The 24,668-nt window shown below is 73.7% G+C and carries 23 protein-coding genes and 3 pseudogenes; 18 read left to right on the top strand and 8 right to left on the bottom strand.

Features of this window, described 5'->3' with window-relative positions:
- Nucleotides 1-348: 348 nt before the first annotated feature.
- Together BJF80_RS03510 and BJF80_RS03515 are read right to left on the bottom strand one after the other, a co-directional pair.
- Nucleotides 349-930 (bottom strand): DUF8738 domain-containing protein, encoded by a 582-nt coding sequence (locus BJF80_RS03510; protein ID WP_075811365.1) that lies wholly within the window; start codon nucleotides 928-930, stop codon nucleotides 349-351.
- Between the two features lie 263 nt (nucleotides 931-1,193).
- Nucleotides 1,194-1,979 carry a thioesterase family protein gene (locus tag BJF80_RS03515; protein ID WP_075811367.1) on the bottom strand — a complete coding sequence of 262 codons (786 nt, stop codon included), beginning with the start codon at nucleotides 1,977-1,979 and terminating at the stop codon, nucleotides 1,194-1,196.
- 25 nt (nucleotides 1,980-2,004) lie between these two features.
- Here BJF80_RS03515 and BJF80_RS03520 point away from each other — a divergent pair, with 25 nt between their 5' ends.
- From BJF80_RS03520 to BJF80_RS03570, 12 genes and pseudogenes are all read left to right on the top strand, one after another.
- Nucleotides 2,005-3,075: a DUF2891 family protein gene (locus BJF80_RS03520; protein ID WP_075811369.1), complete on the top strand. Its 1,071-nt coding sequence runs from the start codon at nucleotides 2,005-2,007 to the stop codon at nucleotides 3,073-3,075.
- A complete protein-coding gene (locus BJF80_RS03525; RefSeq protein WP_075811371.1) occupies nucleotides 3,072-4,607 on the top strand; it encodes a sensor histidine kinase in 1,536 nt (511 codons plus the stop codon). The genes BJF80_RS03520 and BJF80_RS03525 overlap by 4 nt, the downstream gene beginning before the upstream one ends.
- A 10-nt stretch (nucleotides 4,608-4,617) precedes the next feature.
- Complete coding sequence (locus tag BJF80_RS03530) at nucleotides 4,618-5,292, top strand: response regulator transcription factor (protein WP_075811373.1); 675 nt, start codon at nucleotides 4,618-4,620, stop codon at nucleotides 5,290-5,292.
- A 129-nt stretch (nucleotides 5,293-5,421) separates the two neighbouring features.
- Nucleotides 5,422-6,708, top strand: coding sequence for a glycosyltransferase family protein (locus tag BJF80_RS03535; RefSeq protein ID WP_075811375.1), 1,287 nt, complete (start codon nucleotides 5,422-5,424; stop codon nucleotides 6,706-6,708).
- Complete coding sequence (locus BJF80_RS03540; protein WP_075811377.1) at nucleotides 6,698-7,936, top strand: glycosyltransferase; 1,239 nt, start codon at nucleotides 6,698-6,700, stop codon at nucleotides 7,934-7,936. The genes BJF80_RS03535 and BJF80_RS03540 overlap by 11 nt, the downstream gene beginning before the upstream one ends.
- Nucleotides 7,933-9,150 carry a glycosyltransferase family 4 protein gene (locus BJF80_RS03545; protein ID WP_075811379.1) on the top strand — a complete coding sequence of 406 codons (1,218 nt, stop codon included), beginning with the start codon at nucleotides 7,933-7,935 and terminating at the stop codon, nucleotides 9,148-9,150. The genes BJF80_RS03540 and BJF80_RS03545 overlap by 4 nt, the downstream gene beginning before the upstream one ends.
- Nucleotides 9,147-10,943, top strand: a complete 1,797-nt coding sequence (locus BJF80_RS03550) for an ABC transporter ATP-binding protein (protein WP_237767407.1) — start codon at nucleotides 9,147-9,149, stop codon at nucleotides 10,941-10,943. Before BJF80_RS03545 ends, BJF80_RS03550 begins: the two co-directional genes overlap by 4 nt.
- A 265-nt stretch (nucleotides 10,944-11,208) precedes the next feature.
- A pseudogene (locus BJF80_RS21430) lies at nucleotides 11,209-11,655 on the top strand (phosphotransferase); the annotation flags it as partial.
- Between the two features lie 41 nt (nucleotides 11,656-11,696).
- Nucleotides 11,697-11,888 (top strand): annotated as a pseudogene (locus BJF80_RS21435) (hypothetical protein); the annotation flags it as partial.
- 611 nt (nucleotides 11,889-12,499) lie between these two features.
- The gene (locus tag BJF80_RS03560) at nucleotides 12,500-13,294 is read left to right on the top strand and encodes an aminoglycoside phosphotransferase family protein (protein ID WP_075811383.1); all 795 of its coding nucleotides are present in this window, start codon (nucleotides 12,500-12,502) and stop codon (nucleotides 13,292-13,294) included.
- Between the two features lie 57 nt (nucleotides 13,295-13,351).
- The gene (locus tag BJF80_RS19010; RefSeq protein ID WP_187344341.1) at nucleotides 13,352-13,870 is read left to right on the top strand and encodes a hypothetical protein; all 519 of its coding nucleotides are present in this window, start codon (nucleotides 13,352-13,354) and stop codon (nucleotides 13,868-13,870) included.
- 139 nt (nucleotides 13,871-14,009) lie between these two features.
- A complete protein-coding gene (locus tag BJF80_RS03570; RefSeq protein ID WP_321166337.1) occupies nucleotides 14,010-14,681 on the top strand; it encodes a CPBP family intramembrane glutamic endopeptidase in 672 nt (223 codons plus the stop codon).
- A 7-nt stretch (nucleotides 14,682-14,688) separates the two neighbouring features.
- Here BJF80_RS03570 and BJF80_RS03575 read toward each other — a convergent pair whose 3' ends face one another.
- Complete coding sequence (locus BJF80_RS03575; protein ID WP_143553955.1) at nucleotides 14,689-15,039, bottom strand: hypothetical protein; 351 nt, start codon at nucleotides 15,037-15,039, stop codon at nucleotides 14,689-14,691.
- Nucleotides 15,040-15,248: 209 nt separating this feature from the next.
- On the opposite strand from BJF80_RS03575, the gene BJF80_RS03580 reads away from it, so the two are divergent.
- Together BJF80_RS03580 and BJF80_RS21005 are read left to right on the top strand one after the other, a co-directional pair.
- The gene (locus BJF80_RS03580) at nucleotides 15,249-15,887 is read left to right on the top strand and encodes a hypothetical protein (protein ID WP_075811389.1); all 639 of its coding nucleotides are present in this window, start codon (nucleotides 15,249-15,251) and stop codon (nucleotides 15,885-15,887) included.
- A gap of 31 nt (nucleotides 15,888-15,918) precedes the next feature.
- A complete protein-coding gene (locus BJF80_RS21005; RefSeq protein WP_149814839.1) occupies nucleotides 15,919-16,485 on the top strand; it encodes a GNAT family N-acetyltransferase in 567 nt (188 codons plus the stop codon).
- Between the two features lie 479 nt (nucleotides 16,486-16,964).
- Here the strand turns inward: BJF80_RS21005 and hisC are convergent, their stop codons facing one another.
- On the bottom strand, nucleotides 16,965-18,056 hold the full coding sequence (hisC, locus tag BJF80_RS03595; RefSeq protein WP_075811391.1) for a histidinol-phosphate transaminase: 1,092 nt from the start codon (nucleotides 18,054-18,056) through the stop codon (nucleotides 16,965-16,967).
- Between the two features lie 190 nt (nucleotides 18,057-18,246).
- Entirely contained in the window at nucleotides 18,247-18,636 is a 390-nt protein-coding gene (locus BJF80_RS03600; protein WP_075811392.1) for a type II toxin-antitoxin system VapC family toxin, read from the bottom strand.
- 170 nt (nucleotides 18,637-18,806) lie between these two features.
- Here BJF80_RS03600 and BJF80_RS03605 point away from each other — a divergent pair, with 170 nt between their 5' ends.
- Nucleotides 18,807-19,184 (top strand): phage holin family protein, encoded by a 378-nt coding sequence (locus BJF80_RS03605; protein ID WP_075811394.1) that lies wholly within the window; start codon nucleotides 18,807-18,809, stop codon nucleotides 19,182-19,184.
- Nucleotides 19,185-19,278: 94 nt separating this feature from the next.
- On the opposite strand, the gene BJF80_RS19650 is transcribed toward BJF80_RS03605, so the two are convergent.
- Nucleotides 19,279-19,461 carry a hypothetical protein gene (locus BJF80_RS19650; RefSeq protein WP_187344342.1) on the bottom strand — a complete coding sequence of 61 codons (183 nt, stop codon included), beginning with the start codon at nucleotides 19,459-19,461 and terminating at the stop codon, nucleotides 19,279-19,281.
- Here BJF80_RS19650 and pdhA point away from each other — a divergent pair.
- The 3 genes and pseudogenes from pdhA (at nucleotide 19,384) to BJF80_RS03620 (ending at nucleotide 23,045) form a co-directional block, all read left to right on the top strand.
- A pseudogene (pdhA, locus tag BJF80_RS03610) lies at nucleotides 19,384-20,465 on the top strand (pyruvate dehydrogenase (acetyl-transferring) E1 component subunit alpha). The gene BJF80_RS19650 and the pseudogene pdhA sit on opposite strands and share 78 nt — an antisense overlap.
- Nucleotides 20,466-20,476: 11 nt before the next feature.
- Nucleotides 20,477-21,520: an alpha-ketoacid dehydrogenase subunit beta gene (locus BJF80_RS03615; RefSeq protein WP_075811396.1), complete on the top strand. Its 1,044-nt coding sequence runs from the start codon at nucleotides 20,477-20,479 to the stop codon at nucleotides 21,518-21,520.
- A gap of 28 nt (nucleotides 21,521-21,548) precedes the next feature.
- On the top strand, nucleotides 21,549-23,045 hold the full coding sequence (locus BJF80_RS03620) for a dihydrolipoamide acetyltransferase family protein (protein WP_083673431.1): 1,497 nt from the start codon (nucleotides 21,549-21,551) through the stop codon (nucleotides 23,043-23,045).
- A gap of 79 nt (nucleotides 23,046-23,124) precedes the next feature.
- On the opposite strand, the gene BJF80_RS03625 is transcribed toward BJF80_RS03620, so the two are convergent.
- Nucleotides 23,125-24,081 (bottom strand): DUF368 domain-containing protein, encoded by a 957-nt coding sequence (locus tag BJF80_RS03625; protein ID WP_075811400.1) that lies wholly within the window; start codon nucleotides 24,079-24,081, stop codon nucleotides 23,125-23,127.
- A 196-nt stretch (nucleotides 24,082-24,277) separates the two neighbouring features.
- Nucleotides 24,278-24,668, bottom strand: a 391-nt coding sequence (locus BJF80_RS03630; RefSeq protein WP_527251114.1) for a transposase, incomplete at its 5' end; no start/stop codon positions are given.

A 24,668-nucleotide genomic window follows, 5' to 3' on the forward strand; every position in this document is an offset into this window, starting at 1 on the left:
CACCGCGCATCACGTGATGCCGGGAAACTCTGATCCGCGCGAGCTATAACCTGCGCGGATCAGAATGTCCCGGCGTTCCGGGGCGGGTGGGACGCCTGGGGCTGGAGGGATGAACAGGCCGGCCGCGCGCGACGTCCCGGTGGTCACGGTCGGAGCGCCCGGTGTGCCGCAGCGGTCGTGGCTGCGGGCTGGTATGCCGCAGTGGTTGTGGCTGCGGGCCGGTGTGCCGCAGCGGTTGTGGCTGCGGGGCGGTATGCCGCAGCGGTCGTGGCTGCGGGCCAGTGTGCCGCAGTGGTTGTGGCTGCGGTCCGGTATGCCTCAGCGGTTGTGGCTGCGGGCCGGTGTGCCTCAGCGGTCGGTGACCGGCCCGCCGGAAGACTCCGAGGTCGCCGGGCCGACGGGCTGGGCGCAGAAGCTGAAGTCCTTGCCCTGCGCCGCGTGATAGCTCGCGTGCTCGCCGTCGACCTCCAGGACGAGCTGGTGCCCGGGGACGAGCGCCTGGGTGTACATCATCCCCTCACGCGGGCAGCCGATCGAGCCGTCGCTCCACGTGACGTCGGCATACCCCGCCACCGTCACGGCCTCACGGCCGACCCCGGCCCGCTTGGCCTCCGCGTCGATCGCGGCCTGGACGTCGTCGCGCTGCACGATCGCGTCCGGCACGGCCCCCAGCGGCAGCGACGCCTCACCGGCAGGTCCGGTCTGGATCGGCGTGTCCCCGATGGGCTCGTCCTTGGTCACGGTGCTCCCGTCCTCGGTGGTCTCGTCGCCGGTCTCGTCGCCACTCTCCTGGGCAGCCTCGTCGCTCGCGCCGGCCGACGACGCGGTCGGGTCGGCCCCTGCGGTCGCATCGGTATCACCGCAGCCGGCGAGCGCGACGCTGAGCGAGAGAGCCGCGAGGGCGAGCGTGATCGGGCGGGTGCGGGTCATGGGATGACACCTCCAGGTCGCGTCCCCGCCAGTCTAGGTCGGTGCATCGGGGCGCGATCCGCGGTGCGATGAGGGTGAGAGTGTGGGGCGCCGGTCCCTGATCCGCGCCCCACCCTCCTGTCACCCCCACCGTCCCGCACGAGTGCGGCCCCTCACGACGGGGTGTGTCGGCTGTCCCGAACCGACACTACCTAGACGTCGGTGAGAGCCGATTCGTTGCACCCAGATACTGTGATCTGCATCACATTAACTCGAGGTATGCCTCAGCGCGCCGGGCGCAGGGTCAGCGCCTGCACCAGCGTGCCCACCGGACCCGCCTCGTCGTGCACGACGCTCGAGGTCTGGCCCACGCCGGTCGGGCCCCACGAGACGCGGGTGTCCAGCCCCACCCACGGCCCCTCGGGCAGGCGGTGCAGGTGGAGCGTCAGATCGACGTTGGGGAAGGCCCAGTCGTGCGGCGCCGCCCGCCCCGCGGTCCCGTTGGCCGTGTCCAGCAGCCCCACCCACGAGGCCAGGGCCGAGGCCTCCTCCGCACCGTCGACCAGGGGCACGGACGTCCGCACCCAGGTGCGGCCGCGCCCGGCCCGCGACCCGGGCACCGAGCGGAAGTCCAGCGAGCGGATGAAGCCGCCGTCCCAGTGGTCCATCCCGGTCCACGCCTCGAGACCTTCGGGGCCGGGCAGGTCGGCGTGCTCGGTCTCGGCCACGGCGGTGGTGTCGCCCGTGATCAGCCGCCACGCGGTCATCCGCACCGCAGCACGACCGGCGATCTCGACGCTGGACTCCAGCAGCTCGATGGTGCGCCCCGGCCGGAGCACCCGCGTCGTGACGGTCATCTCCTCGCGGCGGATGAAGCCCAGGATGTCGACGCTCAGCCGCGCCCACTGCAGGTCCTCGCGCGGATGGTTCAGCTCCAGCGTGTGCAGCAGCAGCCCGATGACCGGGGCCACGTGCTGCTCGTCCGGCGACCAGGCCCCCTGCACGTGCTCGGTCGGCTGATACCTCCCCTCGCCCAGCGCTGTGAAGTAGTGCCGCCCGTCCGCTGTCATGGTGCGCGAGTGTAGTAATGGACCCATGCCATCTCGCGCAACGACCCCGGGCGACGCGACCGGCGCACGGTCCGCCACCGCCCGGCACGCTGCGGACTGGAGCAGGATCGCCCGGGAGGTGATCGGCACGGCATACCCCTGGGCGCCGGCGCACGTCGTCACCGGGCCGGACGACACCGACGTCACGCCGCACCGGCTGCACCCGGCCTTCCACGGCTCGCTCGACTGGCACTCCTGCGTGCACATGCAGTGGTCGCTGGTCACCCTGCTCACCAGGTATGCCGGTGCGCTCGGCGAGGGCGAGGCCGCCGCGGCGCGCTCGCTCCTGGCGCAGCGGCTCACCGCCGAGCACCTGGAGGTGGAGGTCGCCTACCTGCGCGCCCGCCCCGGGTTCGAGCGACCCTACGGCTGGGCCTGGGCCGCCCAGCTCGCCGCGGCCACCCGCGAGCTCGGCGGGCGTGAGGAGCGGGCCGCCCGCTGGGCGCGGGGCCTGGCCCCGCTGGCGGACCTCCTCGCGGAGCGGGTGCTGGAGCACCTGCCGCGGCAGGCCTACCCCGTCCGCCACGGCAAGCACCAGAACGACGCCTTCTCCCTGCTCCTGCTGCGCGACGCCTACGGCCGGCTGGGCCGGGAGGACGTGGTGCGCGCCTGCGAGGAGGCGGCGCGGGCGTGGTTCGCCGACGACGGGCCGGCGCCCACGGGCGCCGAGCCCGGCGGGTCGGACTTCCTGTCGCCGGCGCTCACCGAGGCGCTGCTCATGACGGCGGTGCTCGAGCCGGGCGACGCGCGGCGCTGGCTCGAGCGGGTGCTGCCCGGGCTGGGGGAGGGCCGGCACGCGCACCTGCTGGCCGTGCCGGAGGTCCGCGACCCGACCGACGGGCAGGGCGCCCACCTGCTCGGGCTCGCCCTGTCGCGGGCCTGGGCGCTGCGGACTCTGGCACCCTGGGTGCAGGAGAGGTCCGCCGCGGCGCTGCGGGCGGCGGCGGACGAGCAGGAGGACGCGGTGCTGGGCCACATCACGCAGGGCGACTTCATGGCCACCCACTGGCTGGTGTCCTTCGCGCTGCTCGCCGACGGGGCGCCGGGCCGGCCGTGAACGAGGCATACCGCGGCTGGACCGTCCGGCGCCGCCTCCTCGCCCTCATGGTCGGGATGATGGCGCTCGGCATCGCGCTCACCGGGGTGCTGTCCTTCGCGTTGCAGTTCCGCTCGCTCGACGAGCGGGTGCAGGCCGACCTCGAGCAGGAAGTCCAGGAGGTGCAGGCCTTCGCGCAGTCCGGGCCGCTGCGCGACGGCGAGCCCTACACCGACGCCGAGGCGCTGCTCTTCGCCTTCCTCCGGTCCTCGATCGCCTCCTCCAACGAGGCCTTCCTCGCGCTCGTCGACGGCGAGCCCCTCTTCCAGAGCACCGGGGAGCGCGACTTCGACGTCGCCCACGACGACGTCCTCGCGCTCGTGGGCCGGACCGACGTCCCTCCCGGCCGCGCCGTGATCGACACCGTCGACACCCAGGGCACGACCCTCACGGTGATGATGGCCGACGTGCAGCTGCCGGAGGAGGAGCGGCGGGCCACCTTCGTCGTCGCCATCGACACGGGCACGCTCACCGGGCAGGTCTGGCGCCGGGTGTGGACGTATGCCGGTGTCGGGCTCGCCTCGCTCGTGCTCGCCGGCGCGCTCGCGCACGTCGTGCTCGGCCGGCTCCTCCGCCCGCTGCGCGAGCTGCAGGAGGCGACCGCCCACATCACCACCGAGGACCTGTCGCGCCGGGTCGAGGTCTCGGGGGAGACCGACATCACCGACCTGGCGCTGCGCTTCAACGGCATGCTCGACCGGATCGAGGAGGGGGTGCAGATGCAGCGCCAGTTCCTCGACGACGCCGCGCACGAGCTGCGGACCCCGCTGACGATCCTGCGCGGCAACGCCGAGCTGCTGCGCGCGGACGACCCCGAGGACGTGCGCGCCACCCGGACGCTCATGCTCGACGAGGTCGACCGGATGCAACGGCTCGTCGACGACCTGCTCATGCTCGCCCGCGCCCAGCGGCAGGACTTCCTACGGCCGGTGGACGCCGACGTCACCGAGCTGGCGGTCGAGTGCATGGAGCGGCTCACCGCGCTGGGGGAGCGCCAGTGGCGGCTCGCGGCGCACGCCGAGGGGCGGATGACGCTGGACCGGCACCGGCTCATCCAGGCCGTGGTCCAGCTCGCCGCCAACGCGGTGAAGTTCAGCGAGCCGGGCAGCATCGTCGAGCTCGCCACCGAGTGGGTCGGCGAGGAGGACCCGCAGCACGCCCGCGCGGTCGAGGGTGGGGCCCGGCGTGCGCCGCGCTACCTGGCGCTGTCCGTCTCCGACCACGGCACGGGCATACCCGAGAGCGAGCAGGAGCGCGTCTTCGAGCGCTTCGGCCGGGCCGAGGCCGCGTCCTCGATCGAGGGCAGCGGGCTGGGGCTGGCGATCGTGTCGGCGATCGCCGAGGCGCACGGGGGCGCGGTCGGTGTCGACTCGGTCGACGGGCTGGGCTCCCGGTTCACCATGTGGATCCCCGCGACCGGGGCGCGCGAGGAGGACGGCCAGGTCGGGCCGGCCGAGCGCAACCGCGCCGGCAGCCTCACCACCGGCGGGTAGCCTTCCCCGCATGGCGCACATCCTGATCGCCGAGGACGAGGACGGGATCGCCCGGGTGATCGACCGGGGGCTGCGGGGAGACGGGCACCAGACCACCCTGGTCACCGACGGGATCGCCGCGCTCGAGGCGGCCAGCAGCGGCCAGGTGGACCTCGTGGTGCTCGACGTGGGGCTGCCGAAGATGGACGGCTTCACCGTGCTGCGGATGCTGCGCACCATGGACGAGCCGGTGCCGGTCATCATGTGCACCGCCCGCGACTCGGTCGAGGACACCGTGCACGGCCTAGAGAGCGGGGCGGAGGACTACCTGCCCAAGCCGTTCCGGGTCGAGGAGCTGCGGGCGCGGGTCAAGCTGCGGCTGCGCCAGCACGCCGAGGCCCAAGGCGGCGGGCGCTCCGAGGACGTCCTCGAGGAGGGCGGCGTCCGCCTCGACATCCCCGCCCGCACCGTGACCGTCGACGGCCGGCAGGTCGAGCTGTCCGCCCGCGAGTTCACGCTCGCCCGCGAGCTCATGGACCACGCCGGGCAGGTGCTGAGCCGGGACCAGCTCCTGGACCGGGTGTGGGGCTTCGAGGTCACCGGCAGCTCCAACGTCGTCGACGTCTACATCCGCTACCTGCGCTCCAAGCTCGGCGCCGACCGGATCACCACGGTCCGCGGCGTGGGCTACCGCTTCGAGCACTGACCTCCCCCGACCGGGCATACCTCCCGCCCGCCATGAGAGGACTCTCATCGCGATGTCATGGACGGCTCATCCCGGGTGTGTTCACTCGTCCTCACGCACCGACCACCGGGTCGGGCGGGAGAGGACGAGATGGACACGGGCACCAGCACCCCCGCCCCGGGCGGTGGCCACGAGCCGCTGCGCGTGGTGTTCTACTCCCACGACTCGCAGGGGCTCGGGCACTTCCGGCGCAACCGGGCGCTCGCGCACACCCTGGCCCAGCGGCTGCCCGTCCTCACCGGGCGTCCGGTCACCGGGCTGCTGCTCAACGGGGTCGCTGGCGCCGCGGCGCGCAGCCTGCCGCGCGGCTTCGACGTCGTCACGCTCCCCGCGATCGGCAAGACCGCGTCCCACCAGGGATATGGCCCGCGTCACCTCCAGCTCGGCATGGACGCCGTGCTGTCGGTGCGGGGCGAGATCGTCCGGGCCACCGGGCTCGCCTTCCGCCCCGACCTGGTCGTCGTCGACCGGCACGCGCTCGGGGTCGGCGGTGAGCTGCTCGCCGGGCTGCACGCGATGCGCCGCGAGCTGCCGCAGACGCGCTTCGTGCTCGGCCTGCGGGACGTCCTCGACGCCCCGGAGGCGGTCGAGTCGGAGTGGCGGATCACCCCGGCCGAGCTCGTCGCCGAGCTCTACGACGAGGTCTGGATCTACGGCGACCCCGCGGTCCACGACCTGCGCACCTCCGGGGAGGTCCCGGACGAGCTCGCGCCGCTGATCCGCTACCAGGGCTACCTCGCCCACGGCCGGGCGGAGGCGCCGACCGACCTCGACCCGGAGCGGCCCTACGTCGTCACCACCGCCGGGGGCGGCAGCGACGGCACCCGGCTCTGCCTTGCCGCGGCCCGGGCCGAGGTGCCGCGCGGCCACCGGCACGTCCTCATCACCGGACCGCAGATGTCCGACGCCGACCACCGCGCCGTCGAGCGCGAGGCCGGCCCCCGCACCTCGGTGACCCGCAGCGTCGACGACGCGGCGGGGCTCATCCGGCGGTCGGCGGCCTCGGTCTCCATGGCCGGCTACAACACCGTCGCCGAGACGCTGGCCACCGACGTGCCCGCCCTCCTCGTGCCGCGCGAGCGTCCGCGGACCGAGCAGCTCATCCGGGCCCGGGGCCTGGAGCGCGTCGGAGCCAGCGACCTGCTCCGGGAGCAGGACCTCACCCCGCAGGCGATCAGCCGGTGGTGGGCGAGTGCCGTGCGCCGCACCGTCGACCGGCGGGCCCTGGACCTGGGCGGGCTGCGGGCGGTCGCGGGCTCGGCGGCCCGGCTCGTGCGCACCTCGCCCGTCCTCGCCGACCGGACAGGCCTTGCCGACGGTGCGGGGCGGACCGAAGGGGTGTCCGGCCGGGAGAAGGTGCTGAGCCATGTCGGCTGAGCGCACCGCCTACGTCCTCAAGGTCTACCCCCGCTTCTCCGAGACCTTCGTCGTCACCGAGATCCTCGCCCGCGAGGCGGCCGGTGAGGATCTCGCGATCTACGCCCTGCGGCCGACCTCCGACTCCCGCTTCCACCCCCAGCTCGCGCAGGTCCAGGCGCCGGTGACCCACCTGACCAGGGCGCACAAGCTCTCCGACGAGTGGGCCGTCCTCGCCCGGGCCCAGGCCGAGCTGCCCGACTTCGGGGAGCGCTTCGGCGCGCTCATGCCGCTGCTGGTCCGCCTGGACCCCTCGGCGGTCGCCCAGGGCGTCGAGCTCGCCCTGCAGCTGCGGCGCGACGGCATCACCCGGGTGCACGTGCACTTCGCCAACCTCGCGTCCTGGTGCACCGTTATCGCCTCCGCGCTCACCGGCATACCCTTCACCGTCACGACGCACGCCAAGGACCTCTTCCACGACGACGTCGACCGCGTGGTGCTGCGCGAGGTGCTGCGGCGGGCCGCGGCGGTCGTCACCATCAGCGACTACAACCGCCGCTTCCTGCTCGAGCACGTGGACCCCGACCTGGGGTCCAAGGTCGAGCTGGTCCGCAACGGCCTCGAGCTGGGGCGGTTCACCTACCGCGACCCGGCGCTGGTCGACGGCACGCTGCGCGTCCTCGCCGTCGGCCGGGTCGTGGAGAAGAAGGGCTTCGACCACCTCGTGGACGCGGTCGCCCTGCTCCGTGCGGAAGGCATGCCGCTCGAGGTCCGGATCGTCGGCGAGGGCGAGCGGGCGGACGAGCTCGCCGCCCAGGTGCGCCGACTCGGCCTCGAGGACGTCGTCACGCTGCTCGGCTCGCGCAGCCAGTCCGAGCTGGTCGTCGAGCTGGACCGGGCCGACGTGCTCGCCGCTCCCTGCGTCGTCGGCGCCGACGGCAACGCCGACGGACTGCCCACCGTGCTGCTCGAGGCGATGGCCAGCGGCGTGCCGTGCGTGGCGACCGACGTCACCGGCATACCCGAGGCGATCCGGGCCACGCCCGGCGGACCCACGACCGGCCTCCTGCTGGACCACGACCGCGAGGGCCTGGCCGCCCGCGTCGCGCAGGCGCTGCGCGAGGTCGCCGACCCCGCCTGGCCGCGCGTCGAGGTCGCCCGCGCCGCGCGAGCCCTCATCGAGCGCGACTACGACACCACCACCCAGGCGGCGCACCTCGCCGCCGTGACCGCAGGAGCATCCCGATGACCCGCGTCGCCTACGTCTGCGCCGATCCCGGCATCCCCGTCTTCGGCACCAAGGGCGCCAGCGTCCACATCCAGGAGATGGTCCGCGCGTGGCGGGCGCGCGGCGCCGAGGTCGAGGTGTATGCCGTGCGCCTCGGCGACGCCGCGCAGGTGCCCGCCGACCTCGCCGACCTCGTCGTGCACCACGTGCCCGTCGGCAAGGTCGGGGGCGAGGCCGGGGACCCGGGCGCGGCCTCGCGCCGCGAGGTGGCCCAGCGGCAGGCGGCCGCCGAGATCGCCCACCGCGTGGTCGTCGCGGCGCCGGACGTCGTCTACGAGCGCTACTCCCTCTTCTCGCCGGTCCTCGCCCTCGCCCGGCGCGGGCTGGGGGAGCGGGTGACCACCGTGCTCGAGGTCAACGCGCCCCTCATCGACGAGCAGCGCGAGCACCGGGTGCTCGTCGACGCGGCGGGCGCCGAGGACGCGCTGCGGGCCCAGGTCGGCGCGGCGGACGTCGTGGCCTGCGTCAGCGAGCCGGTCGCCGCGTGGGTACGGGAGCGGGAGCGCACCGGCGCCGCACCGGGCACAGCTCAGGTCATCGTCGTGCCCAACGGCGTCAACACCGCACGCATCCGCCCGGTCCGGCCGGACCTCACCGGCGACCCGGTCGTCGTCTTCGTCGGCACCCTCAAGCCCTGGCACGGGGTCGAGCAGCTCGTGGCCGCCGCGGCCCGGGCGCGGACCCGGTGGCGGCTGCGCGTCGTCGGCGACGGCCCGCAGCGGGCGGCGGTGGAGGCGGCCGCGGCCGAGCACGGGTTTGCGGTCGAGCTCACCGGCGCGGTGCCGCCCGAGCAGGTCCCGGACGCCCTGGCCGGCGCGCTCGTGGCCGTGGCCCCCTACCCCGCGAGCGGCGACCACTACTTCTCCCCGCTCAAGGTCTACGAGTACGCCGCCGCCGCCCTGCCCGTCGTTGCCTCCCGGATCGGCCAGATCCCGGCCGTCGTGCAGGACGGGCGGACCGGGCTGCTCGTGCCGCCCTCGGACCCCGACGCGCTCGCGGCCGCGATCGACGCCCTCGTCGCCGACCCCGGCCGGGCCGTCGCCATGGGCGCGGCCGGGCGGGCGCTCATGGAGCGCTCGCACACGTGGGCGCACGTGCTCGACGCCACCCTCGCCCCGCTCGCGACGGGCACGTCGACGGGCACCGACGACCCGGCAGCGCGGAGGGTCTCGTGAGCGCGACCGACGCGACGGTGGCGCCGGACACCCCCGACGCGCAGGGCTCGCCGCTGCGCCGGACCCTGCGTCTGGTGCTACCGCACCTGGACGGCCAGCGCACCCTGCTCGCCGGCGGCGGCGTGCTGCTGCTCGCCGAGGTGCTCTTCCGGGTGCTCGAGCCCTGGCCGACCAAGCTGGCCATCGACGCGCTCACCCGCAGCCTCGGGGCCGACCTCACCGACTCCGGGCCGCAGGCCAGCCTGCAGCTGCTCCTCGCCTGCGGCCTGGCGACGATCGCCATCATCGGGCTGCGGGCGGTGTGCAACTACGGCGCCACCGTCGCCTTCGCCCTCGGTGGCAGCCGGGTGGCGACGAGGCTGCGCGCCCGGGTCTTCGACCACGTGCAGGGCCTGTCCCGCAGCTACCACGGCCGCGCCCGCTCCGGCGACGTCGTCCAGCGGCTCGTCGCCGACGTGGGGCGGCTGCAGGAGGTCGCCGTCAGCGCGGGTATGCCGCTCGTCGTCAACGTCTTCACCCTCGTCGCGATGCTCGGCGTCATGACCTGGCTCGATCCGGTCCTGGCCCTCATCGTGCTCGTGGCCATCCTCGTCTTCGGGCTCTTCTCCCGGCTCTCCACCGGCAAGATCACCACCGCCTCCCGCAAGACCCGGCGCAGCGAGGGCGAGCTCGCCAACGTCGCGCAGGAGACCCTCACCGGGATGACGCACGTCCAGGCATACGGGATGGAGGGGGACCGCTCGGCGACCTTCCAGGGGTCCAACGACCGCTCGCTCAAGGACGGCGTGGTGGCCCGCCGCCTCGCGGCCGGGCTGGAGCGCCGCACCGACGTCCTCGTCGGGATCGCGACCGCGGCGGTCCTCATGCTGGGTGGCCTGCGGGTGCTGCAGGGCGCCATGACCCCCGGCGACATGGTGATCTTCCTGACCTACCTCAAGACGTCGATGAAGCCGCTGCGCGACCTGGCGAAGTACACCGGCCGCATCGCCCGCGCCAGCGCCTCCGGCGAGCGGGTCGCGGACCTGCTCGACGAGACCCCCGACATCGTCTCGCCCGCCGACCCGGTGCGGCTCGGCGTGGTGCGGGGCGGGCTGGAGCTGCGGGACGTCACGCTGGAGTTCGTCCCCGGCCTGCCGGTGCTGCGCGGGGTCGACCTCGCGGTGGCGCCGGGGGAGCGGGTCGCGGTCGTCGGACCCTCAGGCTCGGGCAAGTCGACCGTGGCCTCGTTGCTCCTGCGGCTGCTCGATCCCGGCTCGGGCAGCGTGCACCTGGACGGCACCGACCTGCGCGACCTCGACCTGCGCGACCTGCGCAGCCAGATCGCGCTGGTCCAGCAGGAGGCCGTCCTCTTCACCGGCACCATCGAGGACAACATCCGCCAGGGCCGACCCGAGGCCAGCGACCACCAGGTGCGCCGCGCGGCCCGGCTGGCCCGGGTCACCGAGTTCACCGACGACCTGCCCGACGGGCTGCAGACGGTGGTGAGCGAGCGGGGCGGCAGCCTGTCCGGTGGGCAGCGGCAGCGGATCTCGCTGGCCCGCGCCTTCCTGCGCGACGCCCCGGTGCTGCTGCTCGACGAGCCGACGACCGGGCTGGACCCGGACAACGTCACCCTCGTCGGCGAGGCGATCGCGGAGCTGAGCCGGGGACGCACCACGGTGATGATCACCCACGACCTCGACATCGCCCGCGCCGCCGACCGTGTCGTCGTGCTGGAGCAGGGCCGGGTGACCTGGTCCGGCCCGCCGGAGCAGGCCCCGCTGGACGGGGTGCTGGAGGAGAGCCGTGGCTGAGCACGCGAAGGTCCACGCCCCGGCCCGCGCCGTGGACGACCCGGTCCTCGAGCTGCTGCTGGACCCCGAGCGGCTCAGCGCGTTGCTGCGCACCCCGGTGCGGGTGACCCGGGTCCGCCCCAAGACCGGGGTGAGCCACACCGCCGCGCTGGTGGACGGCACCGGGACGGGATGGGTGCAGGTGCTCGTCGGCGAGTCCCGGGCCAAGGGGGTGAAGGCCCGCGACCGCGCCGAGCGCTACGGGCTGGGTCATCTCGTGCGCACGGTGCCGCTGCCGCAGTGGGACGCCGAGCTGCTCTGGGGCGGGATCGCCACCGACCCGGCGCTCGCGGCGCCGCTGCGGCGATCCGGTCTCGACCTCGGTGCCGATGGGCTGAGGGTGCTGCGCTACAACCCGCTACGGCGGGTCGTCGTCCGCGACGGCGAGGAGGTCGTGCGCATCAGCGCCGCGCGCCACCGGGACGACATGGTCGCGGTCGCCCATGCGCTGCACGACCGGGGGGTCGCCGTCGTGACCCCGCTGGACGGGGCAAACGGGTCGGACCGCCGCGGTGGCCGGGTGAGCCGGTGGCCGTGGGTCGAGGGGGAGGACCTCGCCACCCTCGAGCAGCGCTGCGCCTCCCTGCCGTCGGCCGACCCCGGGCGTGACGACGTCCTGGACCACGTGGCCGCCGCAGGGGCGGTCGCGGCCCGGCTCCACGCGGTCCCGGTCAGCGCCGTGCCTCGCTGGAGCATCGGGCATGGGAAGACCTGCTGCAGTCCGCCGGGCGGGCCGTCCGTCAGCTCGAGAGCGTCGCGCCGGAGGTGGCGGACGAGGCGGGGCGGGCGCTGTCCGCGCTGCCGCGCACCGTGCCCACCGGTCCGGCGGTGGTGCTGCACGGCGACCTGTCGCTGGACCAGTTCCTCGTCGGGCGCGACGGGCAGGTCCGGCTCACCGACCTGGAGCGGGCCTGCCTCGGCCCGGTCGAGCTGGACCTCGCCTCGCTCGCGGCCGAGCAGCTCGTGCGCCTCGTCGACCCGGCAGGGGCGGACCGTCCCGCCGATGACGCTCCCGGTGCCGACGTGGCGCAGGCCTTCGCGGCGGGCCACGGGGCGAGGCCCGCCGGACCGGTATGGGTGGCGGCGGCGCTGCTGACCCGGGTCGCCGGACCCTGGCGGGCGCAGACCCCGGGCTGGGCCGCGCACACGCGCCGGATCGGAGAGATCGCAGTGGAGCACGCGACGCGCCACTCGCCGGGGCGCTCCGCGGGCGCGGCCCTGTCGGGGCGCGCCAGCAGTGCACCGGTCGCCAGCGCCCCGGCCGGCACGCCCGACCGTGCGGTCCCGGGCCCCGTGGTGCCGTCGACCGTCCGCAGCGCCGACGGCGAGACCGTGCGGGTCGACCGCGCCTGGCCGCACCGCCTGGGCACGGCGCAGGTCGCGATCGAGGGCCGGGACGCACGGGGCCGGCTGCGCGCCGGCGTCCTCGCCCCTGACGGCGGTCTCGACCTGCTGCCTCCCGGCGAGGACCCCCGCTGCCGGGCCTGGCCGCCGCGGCCCGGACCGGCAGCCTGCTGGTGCACCGGCCCGGCCGCCGCGCGGTCGTGCACACCGCGAAGGGCTACCTCAAGGTCGTGCGTCCTGGTCGGGCCGAGGCCGTGGCCGCCGGGTCACGCGTCGGGACGCGGCTGGCCGACGGTGCCGGTCTCGGGTCGGCCACGGTGCTGGCGACCACCGGTGACACGGTCCGCTTCGCGGCGCTGCCCGGCATACCGGTCCAGCGGCTCTCGGCGGACCCGGCCTGGCCAGCGGTCTGGGACGCCTGGGCGGACGCCTGGACCACGTGGCAGACCCTGCCCGCCCCCGACCTTCCCGAGCACGGGCCGGGGCACGAGGCCGAGGTGCTCCGGACGTGGGCGCGGCGGGCGGACGCGGTCGGCGTGCTCGCCGGCACGCCGTGGGCGGACCGGCTGGAGCGCACCGCGGCCGCGCTGGAGACCTCGCCCCGCATGCGGACGGTCCCGGCGCACCGGGACCTGCACGACGGGCAGGTGCTCTGGGACGGCGAGCGGCTGGCGCTCATCGACCTGGACACCGTCTGCCGGGCCGAGCCGGCGCTCGACCTCGCCAACCTCGAGGCCCACGCCCGGCTGCGTCGCGCCCAGGGCCTGTGGTCGGGCCGGGCCGCCCGGGTCGTGGGCCAGGCGGTCGACCGGGTCGCCGGTGCCGGCGGTGTCGAGGAGGACCGGATGGCGCTGATGCGCCGGGCGACCCTGGCCCGGCTCGCCGCCGTCTACGCCTTCCGGCCCCGCTGGCGCGAGACCGCGCTCGCCTGGGCGGACGAGGAATGGTGCCGTGGCCTGGGCGGATGAGAGACCTCTCATCCGGGTCTCACCGGTCTCTCCGACGGGTCGGGCACAGTGGTGACCATGAAGATGCTCGCCTCGGCCCTGGCCCTCGTCCTCATCGGTCTGACCGGTGGGTGGCTGTGGATCGACGCCGCCGCCGACGCGCGCGAGACCGAGGGGATCGTCGTCGTGGGGGCGCTGGAGCAGGCCGACGGCAGCGCCTCGCACGCGCGCGCCGCCGGTGACAGCGGCGCGGCCGTCATCACCGGGCACCTCGTCGTCGCGATGCAGGAGGGCACCCGGCAGCTCTCGGGGACCTTCGAGCAGGCCCGCAGCGAGGCGGAGCAGGCGGCCGCCGAGAAGGAGGCGGCCGAGAAGGCCGAAAAGGAGAAGGCGGCCCAGGAGAAGGCAGCCGAGGAGAAGGCCGCGGAAGAGAAGGCCGCCGAGGAGAGGGCTGCCGAGGAGGCCCGGCAGGCCGAGCGCGAGGCGCAGGAGGCGCAGCCCGCCCCGGCCCAGGTCCAGCCCTCGCCCGTCCTGTGCTGGGACGACGACGAGTGGGAGGAGTGCGACGACGACTGGGACGACGACTGGGACGACTGATCCCGCCGTCGCGCGCCTAGTCTGGGCGGGTGAGCACCCACCGTCCGGCGGTCCCGCCCACCACGCTGTCGCGTCACAGCCTGCTCGTCGAGACGCTGCTCGTCCTCGGCGTCAGCTGGGCGCCTCGGCGCTCTGGTCGGTGCTCAGCCTGGCTCGCAAGCTCACCGCGCAGGGCGGGCTGGCCGCGCAGACCACGAGCATGAACACCAGCACCACCCCGGACCGGCCCTGGCTCGACCTCGCCCACCAGCTCGTCGGCATCGGGCTCGCGCTGGTGCCGGTGCTGCTGGCGGTGCACCTGCTCGGTCGCGGGATCTCCCGCCCCTGGCGCTTCCTGGGGCTCGACCGCACCCGGCCGGTGCGCGACCTCGCCCAGGGGACGATGCTCGCCGCCGTGATCGGCATACCCGGCCTCGGGCTCTATCTCCTCGCACGCGAGCTGGGCGTCAACACCACCGTCGCCCCCTCGAACCTCGCGGACGTCTGGTGGGCGGTGCCGGTCCTCGTGCTCGCCGCCGTGCAGAACGCCGTGGTGGAGGAGGTGGTCGTCGTGGGCTACCTCTTCACCAGGTGGGCGCAGGCCGGCTGGTCGACGTGGACGATCATCGTGACCTCGGCGCTGCTGCGCGGCAGCTACCACCTCTACCAGGGCTTCGGCGGCTTCGTCGGCAACGTCGCGATGGGCGTGATCCTCGGCTGGTTCTACACCCGCACCCGCCGGGTCATGCCGCTCGTCGTGGCGCACACGCTGCTCGACGTCGTGGCCTTCGTCGGGTATGCCGCGCTCGCCGGCCGGGTCGACTGGCTCTGAGCCTGACTCAGCCGCCCGCGGCGACCGAGGTCAGCGTCGCGGTGGTCTCCTCGCCCTCGACCACGCAGGTCATCGTGTAGGTCTGGGCCGTCGTGGCCAGGGTGCTGGTGCCATCGGGCAGTCGCAGGACCTCCTGGCCCGCCGCATCCGTGACGACGAGCCTGCCCTCGCCGACCACGCTGACCTCGTGTTCGCCGGGCGCGACCTCGTCGCGGTTGAGGCCGCACCCGTCGAGGACGACCTCGAGCGGTGCGGAGGCAGGGTCCGGCGGCGGGTCGCCCAGGCACGCCGACACGGTCGGGAGGAAGCACACGAGGATGACGACGTGCCACGCGGCGGGTCTGCGGTCGGCAGCCATGTCACCTCCCTGGTCACGGCGCATCCGGGTCCTGCGGACCACTGTAGGGGCGTGCGGAAGCGGTGGGGGCTCGACCGGGCCCGCCGGGACCTGACCTCGGGACTGACAGGTGAGGCACAGGTCGCGCTGGGCAGGGGCATACCGGGGGAGCGGAGCGTGGGGTCATCGCCGCTCGCCTGCGGCGGACCGACGAGCCGGAAGGATCCACCATGAAGACCTCCACCGCCACCGCCCTCGGTGTCACGGGCCTGACCGCCGCCGTCATCGGCTTCGGTGTGGCCGTCCCGAGCCTCGCTGAGGACGACGCGCAGACGACCACGACGGTCGACGCCGCGGCGGGCACCGCCGAGCCGGACGCGCCCCAGGCGCCGGAGGGCGCGCCGACGCCGGAGGTCACGACGACCCCCGACGGCACGACCCCGCAGGAGCCCGGGATGCCGGCCGCGCCCGGGCCCGGCGCGATGGCCGGTTCGCACGGGCTCTCGCTCGCGACCGCCGCGGAGGTGCTGGGCCTGGACGAGGAGGATCTGCTCACCCAGCTGACCGAGGGCACGACCCTGGGCGAGGTGGCCGACGCCCAGGGCGTGGCGCGCCTGGAGCTCGTCGACGCCCTGGTCACCGAGACCGAGGAGCAGCTCACCGCCCTGCTCGACGAGCCGATGACCGGGCTCGGTGGACCGGGCGGCGGCATGGTGCCTGGTGGCGCGCCAGGGGAGGGGCAGGGCACGGCGCCCGGCCAGGAGGGAACCCCGGACCTGCCCTGGGACCCGGACGGCTCGACCGGGCAGGACGGGTCAGGCACCGGCGAAGAGGACTCCACGGCGACCACCGACGGCGGCACCGCGTAGGGACCGGCGGGGCGCGGCATACCCTGGGCGCATGACGCAGATCGACCACCTGCCCGAGCGCGAGCGCTGGGTCGCCCGGTCCGAGGACCGCGAGATCGGCTACCTGTCCTACGAGCTGGAGGGCGGCGTCCTCGACCTGCAGCACACGGTCGTCGAGCCCGAGGCGCGCGGCCAGGGGCTCGGCGGCCGGCTGGTCGAGGAGGCGCTGGGGTATGCCCGGGACGAAGGGCTGCGGGTGCGGCCCACCTGCCCGTTCGTCCCACGCTACGTCGCCGAGCACCCCGAGCACGCCGACCTGATCGTGGGTGCTGGGGACGTGGCGCAGCCGCGGCACGACGACGAGGTGGTCGGCGAGGACGAGCCCGACGACGGGGCGGGCGACGTGCCCACCGTCGAGATCCGCGACCAGAGCATCCGCCTGGGCCAGCTGCTCAAGCTCGCCGGGCTGGTGCCCGACGGCGCGATGGCCCGCATGGTCATCGAGAACGGCGAGGTCGCCGTGGACGGCGAGACCGTGATGCGGCGCGGCACGCAGGTGCGGCCGGGCCAGGTCGTGACCTATGCGGGGGAGTCGGTCTCGCCGGTCAGCGGTGGCTGACCGGGTGCCGCTGCCGGTCGCGGGCGCGAGGGTCCCACTCCCACTATCGTGGGCGGGACCCGAGGAGGCCCGATGACTCTCTCCCCGCACGGATCCAGCGCCGTGGCGACCGGCTCCCTGCGCAAGGGCCTGCCGATCATGCTGCTCGGCGGGATCCTCGCGTGGGTCGCGGGGCAGTCGTGGAGCGTGCAGCGCGGCTCCGGCGAGGTCTTCCAGGTGCTCATGGCCTACGGCAACCTGGCGGTCATGGCGGTCGCTGCCCAGCTCGTCGCCGGGCCGCGTGGCCGCGCCTGGATGATGGCGACGGCGGGGGCCGTCGGGATGACCGTGCCGTGGTTCTTCGGGCTCGCCTTCGCCCAGCAGGGCCAGGGGGTGCTGCTGCCTTCGCTCGTCGTGCTGGTGACCAGCTGGGGTATGACCTGGGTGGTCTCGACCCTGACGCGGGTCGCGTGCTCCGACGGGGGCGGTGAACGGGGCGCTCAGCCCTCGCGCTGGAGCCACTGCGCGCAGACGTCCAGCAGCCGGTCGTTGGCCTCGGTCTCGCCGATCGTGCAGCGCACCCCGTCGCCGGCGAACGGCCGCACCATGAGCCCGCGCGCCTGGGCGGCCTGGGCGAAGGGCACGGCGTCGTCGAGCAGCGGCAGCCAGCAGAAGTTGCCCTGGGCCTGCGGCACCGACCACCCCTGTTCGCGCAGCGCGGCCACGACCCGCTCGCGCTCGGCGACGAGCTCCTCGACCCGGGCGAGCAGCTCGTCCTCGGCCGCCAGGCTCGCGATCGCCGCATGCTGGGCGAGGTCGGTGACCCCGAACGGCGTGGCCGCCTTGCGCAGGGCCGTGGCGACCTCAGGATGGGCGACGGCATACCCCACCCGCAGCCCGGCCAGGCCGTAGGCCTTGGAGAAGGTGCGCAGGACCACGACGTTGGGGTGCTCCCGGGCGATCGCGAGCGCGTCCGGGACGGTCTCCTCGGTGGTGAACTCCAGGTAGGCCTCGTCGATCACGACGATGAGGTCGCGGGGCACCCGGTCGAGGAAGGCCCTCAGCTCGGCCTCCGTGACCGCCGGACCGGTCGGGTTGTTGGGCGTGCAGACGAGCACCAGCCGGCTGCGGTCGGTGATCGCCTCGGCCATGGCGTCGAGGTCGTGCCGCGCGTCACCGGTCAGCGGCACCTGCACCGAGCGCGCCCCGGAGAGCGCCACGACGATGGGGTAGGCCTCGAAGCTGCGCCAGGCATACACCACCTCGTCGTCGGGGTCGCAGGCGATGGCCACGAGCTGCGCGAGGACCGCGACGCTGCCGGTGCCGGTGGCGAGCTGCTCGGCCGGGACCCCCAGCCGCGCGGCGAGGGCCTCGGTCAGCGCGACCACCCCCATGTCGGGGTAGCGGTTGACCTGCTGCGCCGCGTCGGCGATCGCGCCGGTGACCGAGGGCAGCGGGGGGAAGGGGTTCTCGTTGGAGGAGATCTTGTAGGACGTGACCCCCTCGACCGGCGCCGGCGGCTTGCCCGGGACGTAGGCCGGCACCCCGGCCAGGGTGCTGCGGAGACGGACGGGCGCGGGCTGGTCGGTCATGAGCTCAGCGTAGCCAGGGCTCCGCGGCCGGAGGTGCCTACCCTCAGCCCTTCCCTGTGCACGGATCTGCAGCCTGTGCACGCCACAGGAACCCCAGCCGCACCTGTGCACGCTTGCTGAAGCAAGGCTGCAGATATTTCCTCGGCTCCGCCCCAGCAAGCGTGCCCAGGTATGAACGAGGCTGGCGAGGTCAGCAACGCGCCGGGAGCACGTCGGTCGCGAGGAAGTCGTGCCCGACGAAGAGCAACGGCTCGCCGCTCGTGACGGAGAGGGCATACGAGAAGCAGTCGCTGTAGTTGAGCCGCGCCGGGTGGCCGGACCCGCGACCGAAGCGCCGGTATGCCGCCCGCGCCACCTCGGCGTCCCGCGGCGTCACGGGCACGACCTCGATGGCGAGCTCGCGCACCAGGTCGTCCAGGCGGGCGCCGTGCGTGGCTGACCGCTGGTCGGCCACGATGCCGACCTCCAGCCAGGTCGCCGCCGACATGCGGCACGGGTGCGCGAGCGCCGTCCGGGCGAGGTCCTCGAAGCCCTCCTCGGCCTGCACGATCGCGAGCAGGGCGGAGGAGTCGACGATCATCGGGGCAGCCCAGTCCGGTCGTCGTAGAGATCGTCGGTCGTGGTGATCCCCACCTCCGGTCCGAGCTGGGCGTCGGCAGCGGCGAAGGCGTCCGGCCGGCCGCACCGGCAGCACCCCGACCTTGCGGACGGCCCCGCACCGAGCCGACCGCCCGTGGGACGATGAGCGGCATGAAGATCCTCGCGACCGTCGTCGCCAACGGCGTGGCCCTCTGGGTCGCCTCGGCCCTCGTGTCCGGCATCGAGTTCGGCGGGCAGGGGTGGTCGACGGTGCTCACCGTCGTGCTCGTGGCCGCGGTCTTCGGCGTGGTCAACGCCGTGGTGCGGCCGCTGGCCCAGCTGCTGTCGCTGCCGTTCATCCTCCTCACGCTGGGCCTGTTCCTCGTCGTGGTCAACGCCCTCATGCTGCTGCTGACCTCGTGGCTCGCCGGCGTGCTCGGCCTGGACTTCCGGGTGGACGACTTCTGGTGGGACGCCGTCCTCGGGGCGGTCATCGTCTCGGCCGTCTCGATGGTCGTCGGGATGCTCCTGCCCGACGGTCGCGACTGAGCATGCCGGTGCCCGGCCCGGCACGGTCAGCATGCCCCGAGGTCAGCCTGACGTCTGCGGTAACGTCCCGTGGCACGCCCCCAGCACGAAGGAGTCACGCGTGAGCGACGACGAGGTCGCGGCCAGCAGCGGCAGCCCCACCGGTCACGAACCGCCCGAGCGCGACATCACCGACGGCGGGCCCGACATGGTCCAGTTCCTGGCCGCCGACGGCACCCGCGTCGAGCCGAGCGAGACCACCGAGCCCTACGCGGCATACCTCGAGGACGTCGACCACGAGGCCATGGTCGGCCTCCTGCGCGACCTCATCCTCGTCCGACGCGTCGACGCCGAGGCTTCGCGCTGCAGCGTCAGGGCGAGCTCGGGCTCTGGCCCAGCCTGCTCGGCCAGGAGGCCGCCCAGGTCGGCGCCGGCCGCGCGATGCGCCCGCAGGACTACGGCTTCCCCGGCTACCGCGAGCACGGCGTCGCCTGGTGCAAGGGGGTGCCGCCGGAGAACCTGCTCGGCATGTTCCGCGGGGTCAACCACGGCGGCTGGGACTCCAAGGAGTACAACTTCCACCTCTACACGATCGTCATCGGCAACCAGATGCTGCACGCGGTCGGGTATGCCATGGGCGTGGCCCGCGACGGTGACGTCGCGACCGGCGACGCCGACCGGGACACCGCTGTCATGGCCTTCACCGGCGACGGCGGCACCGCGCAGGGCGACTTCAACGAAGCCCTCGTCTTCGCCTCGGTGACCAACGCCCCGGTCGTCTTCTACGTGCAGAACAACCACTGGGCGATCTCCGAGCCCAACGACCGGCAGTTCACCATCCCGCCCTACCGCCGCGCGGACGGCTTCGGCTTCCCCGGCATACGGGTCGACGGCAACGACGTCCTCGCCAGCTACGCCGTCACGCGGTATGCCCTCGACCGGGCCCGCAGCGGCCAGGGCCCGACGCTCATCGAGGCGTTCACCTACCGGATGGGCGCGCACACCACCTCTGATGACCCGACGAAGTACCGCATCTCCGCCGAGGTCGACGCGTGGAAGGCGAAGGACCCGATCGACCGGATGAAGGCATACCTCACGGCCGAGGGTGCGATCGACGACGCCTGGGTCGAGCAGACTGAAGGAGAGGCCGACGAGCTCGCCAAGCGGATCCGCAAGGCCTGCCAGACGATGCCCGACCCGCCGCACGAGGAGATGTTCGCGCACGTGTATGCCGAGCCGCACCCGCTGATCGAGCGTGAGTCCGCGTCCTTCGCGGACTACCAGGCCGGGTTCGAGGACTGAGGGGCGAGGCGATGAGCACGCAGGCACAGGCGCGCGGCGGCGCGAGCAGCGGCACCCGGATGACGATCGCCAAGGCGCTCAACGCGGGGATGCGCGCGGCGATGGAACGCGACCCCAAGGTCGTCCTCATGGGGGAGGACGTCGGCAAGCTCGGCGGCGTCTTCCGGATCACGGAGGGGCTGCAGAAGGACTTCGGCGAGGACCGGGTCATCGACACCCCGCTCGCCGAGGCCGGGATCATGGGTGCGGCCGTCGGGATGGCGCTGCGCGGCTACCGGCCGGTGGTGGAGATCCAGTTCGACGGCTTCGTCTACCCCGCCTTCGACCAGATCGTCAGCCAGGTCGCCAAGGTGCACAACCGCAGCCTCGGCGCGCTCAAGGTGCCGATGGTCATCCGCATCCCCTACGGCGGCGGCATCGGCGCGGTGGAGCACCACAGCGAGTCCAACGAGTCCTACTTCGCGCACACCGCGGGCCTGCGGGTCGTGACCTGTTCGAGCACCGAGGACGCCTACTGGATGATGCAGCAGGCGATCGCCAGCGACGACCCGGTCGTCTTCTACGAGCCCAAGCGGCGCTACCACGAGCGCGGGGTGCTCGACCTCGGCGAGGCCGGATCGGGGGCCTCCCTCGACGACGCGCCGCACGCGCTGGGTGAGGGTGTGGTCCGGGTCGAGGGCAGCGACGTCACGGTGCTGACCTACGGCCCCATGGTCAAGGTCGCGCACGCCGCGGCGCAGGCCGCCGAGCTGGAGGACGGCCCCTCGATCGAGGTGATCGACCTGCGCTCGCTCTCGCCGCTGGACACCGAGCTCATCGAGGAGTCGGTGAGCAAGACCGGACGCTGCATCGCGCTGTCCGAGGCGCAGACCTTCTCCAGCATCACCTCCGAGCTGGCCGCGCACGTCCAGGAGCACTGCTTCTACCACCTCGAGGCGCCGGTCCTGCGGGTCGGCGGCTACAACATCCCCTACCCGCCGAGCCGGCACGAGGAGGTCTTCCTCCCCGACCTCGACCGCGTCCTGCACGCGGTCGAGACCCTGCTCGCATACTGACGGCTCACGCCACAGAGAGGCGATCCTCGTGCCAGAGTTCAAGCTCCCCGACCCCGGCGAAGGTCTCGTCGAGGCCACCATCGTCGAGTGGAAGGTCTCCGTCGGCGACACCGTGAAGACCAACGACATCGTCGTCGAGGTCGAGACCGCCAAGTCGCTGGTCGAGCTGCCGATCCCGTATGACGGCACGGTCACCGAGCTGCTCGCCGCGGAAGGCGACGAGGTCGAGGTCGGCACGCCCATCGTCGTCGTCGACGACGGGAGCGGCGAGGGGGCCTCCAGTGGGTCAGGCGGCACCGACGCCGAGGACGTCACCGACGAGCAGGCCGCGGCCTCCGACGACCTGGTGCCCAGCCCGCCCGACGGCGGCGAGGGCGGCACCGGCAGCAAGCGGGAGGCGGTGCTCGTCGGCTACGGCGCGATCGAGGGCTCGACCACCCGGCGCAAGCGGCGCCGGGGGGCCTCGGGCGCCGAGGCCGAGGCGGCCACGACCCCGCAGCGCAAGGCCAAGGCGTCCCCGCCGGTGCGGAAGTATGCCCAGGACCGCGGCGTCGACATCAACCAGGTGCCCGCCGCCGGCCCGACCGGCATCGTGCGCCGCTCCGACATCGACGCGCACCTGCGGGGGGCAGGGGCAGAGATCCCGGCACCGCCCTCAGAGGACCCCGGCGAAGACTCAGCTCCTTCTGCCGCTGCCTCACGCGGCGACTCCGGGGCCACATCGCCCGAGGCGACCCGGTCCGGGGGGCAGGCGGGGGGCGAAGCCCCCCGCCCGAAGGCATATCAGCGGCCGGTCTTCGACCGCTCCGGTGAGCGGGAGGAGCGGATCGACGTCAAGGGCGTGCGCAAGATGACCGCGCAGGCCATGGTCGGGTCGGCCTTCAGCGCGCCGCACGTCACCGAGTTCATCACCGTCGATGTCAGCCGCACGATGGAGCTGATCGACCGGCTCAAGGCCGACCGGGAGCTGCGCGACCTGCGGATCAACCCGCTGCTCGTGCTGGCCAAGGCGATGACCGTCGCGGTGCGGCGCAACCCGGGGATGAACGCCGTCTGGGACGAGGACGCCCAGCAGATCGTGCAGCGCAACTACGTCAACCTCGGCATCGCCGCGGCGACCCCGCGCGGGCTGGTCGTGCCCAACATCAAGGACGCCGACCTCATGGACCTGCGTCAGCTCGCCGAGGCGATGACGGACCTCGTCGCGACCGCCAAGGCCGGGAGGACGCAGCCGGCCGACATGTCCGGCGGGACGATCACGATCACCAACGTGGGCGTCTTCGGCGTCGACACCGGCACCCCGATCATCAACCCCGGCGAGTCGGCGATCGTCGCCTTCGGCGCCGTCCGGCGTATGCCGTGGGTCGTGGGCAGCGGGGACGAGGAGCGGATCGAGCCGCGCTGGGTGACCCAGCTGGCGGTGAGCTTCGACCACCGGCTCATCGACGGCGAGCTCGGCTCGCGGTTCCTCGCCGACCTGGCCGCCGTGCTGGAGGACCCGGCTCGCGCTCTCGCCTGGACCTGACCTCAGGTTCTGGACATGCGTTTCTGGGGCTCCGGCCCCAGAAATCGTGACTGGCCTCGGTGCTGGCGTGCAAGGTCGCTTACTCGTCGTCGCTGCTGCGGGCCTCGACGACGACCAGCGCGGCCACGACCCCCGCACCGAGCAGGGTGAGCATGGTGGGACCGAGGACCGGGTCGTAGGGAGCGACCAGCGCACCCGGCCCGTGGTCGTCGCCCGCGGACTCCTGCCAGGGCCACAGCGCGCGCAGCGAGCCGACCATGAGTCCTGACATGACCAGCAGCGTGCTGCGCCGGTGGTGCTCCAGCAGCCAGCTGATGAGCTGGACGAAAGAGGCCAGGCCGGTGATGGCGCCGAGGGCGAAGACGCCGATGTAGACGAGGTCGCGGGAGTCGACCGCCTCCAGGGTGGTGGTGTAGATACCGACGGCCAGCAGGAAGAAGGAGCCGGAGACACCCGGGACGACGAGCGCGCAGATCGCGACGGCGGCGACGGCGAAGACGAGGATGAGCGGCGGGTTGGAGACGGTGCCCCCACCGGCCAGGCCGATGAGCGTCCAGGCGAGCACGGCCGCACCCACGGCGAGGACGACCTCGAGCCAGACCGGCCGGCGGCGCTCGGGGAGCATCCGCAGCGGCACGAGGACGCTCATGGCGACCATGCCGAGGAAGAGTCCGCGCGCGTGCTCGGGCGTGTGGGTGACGAACCTGCTCATCACCCCGGCCATCGTGAGGACCGCCAGGCCCATCCCGAGGACCACAGGCAGGAGCAGCCACCAGTTGGTCCGGCGCAGCTCGATGAGCGCGCTGGCGACGCGGCCCTGCTCGCCGCCCACGACGAGCGCCTTGGCGGCGGACACGACGTGCGAGGCCGAGCCGATGAGCTGCTCGTAGAGCCCGGTCACCAGCGCGACCGTCCCGCCCGAGACACCCGGGATGAGCTCGGCCATGCCGATGAGGAAGCCGCGCAGCAGGTCCAGGGGCAGCAGCAGCCGGCTGCGGCCGGACGTCTGAGCCGTGGCGGAGGAGGTGTCGGTCACGCCGAGCAGCCTAGTGGGAGTGCAGCCACCTACTCCGAGGCAGTCTCGGGTAGGAGGCTGGGCGCGCCGGGCGTCCACACGCGCCCTGTCCTCCTGGGACCGACTGACGACAGCCTGGGTGGATCGATGTATCGCACGCTCAGCCAACCAGCGGATCGGGAGTGTCCGACTAACGGTGTAAGTGGCGTTTTCATGGTCAGCGGTCCTGCGCCGTAGGCATGCGGTCGGCGAAGGTGATGGCGAAGGCGTTCAGGGCCGGCTTCCACCGCATGGCCCATCGTGTCTGGCCGGTGCCCTTGGGGTCCAGCGATCTGGTGACCAGGTACAGCGTCTTCATCGCTGAGGCCTCGTTCGGGAAGTGCCCGCGGGCCCGAACGGCGCGCCGGTAGCGGGCGTTGAGCGACTCGATCGCGTTGGTCGAGCAGATGACCTTGCGGATCTCCACGTCGTAGTCCAGGAACTGACGGCGCTCAGGTGATTCTCCCCAGTTCTGCTCACTGAAATTCCCCACCCTGTGGCCCCAATCCGGGGACGGAGCGGGGCTCCTTCGATGATGGCGGTCTCTGACCACACGCCTACTCGAAGGA

The organism is Serinicoccus sp. CUA-874, from assembly GCF_001942225.1.
Lineage (GTDB): Bacteria > Actinomycetota > Actinomycetes > Actinomycetales > Dermatophilaceae > Ornithinicoccus > Ornithinicoccus marinus.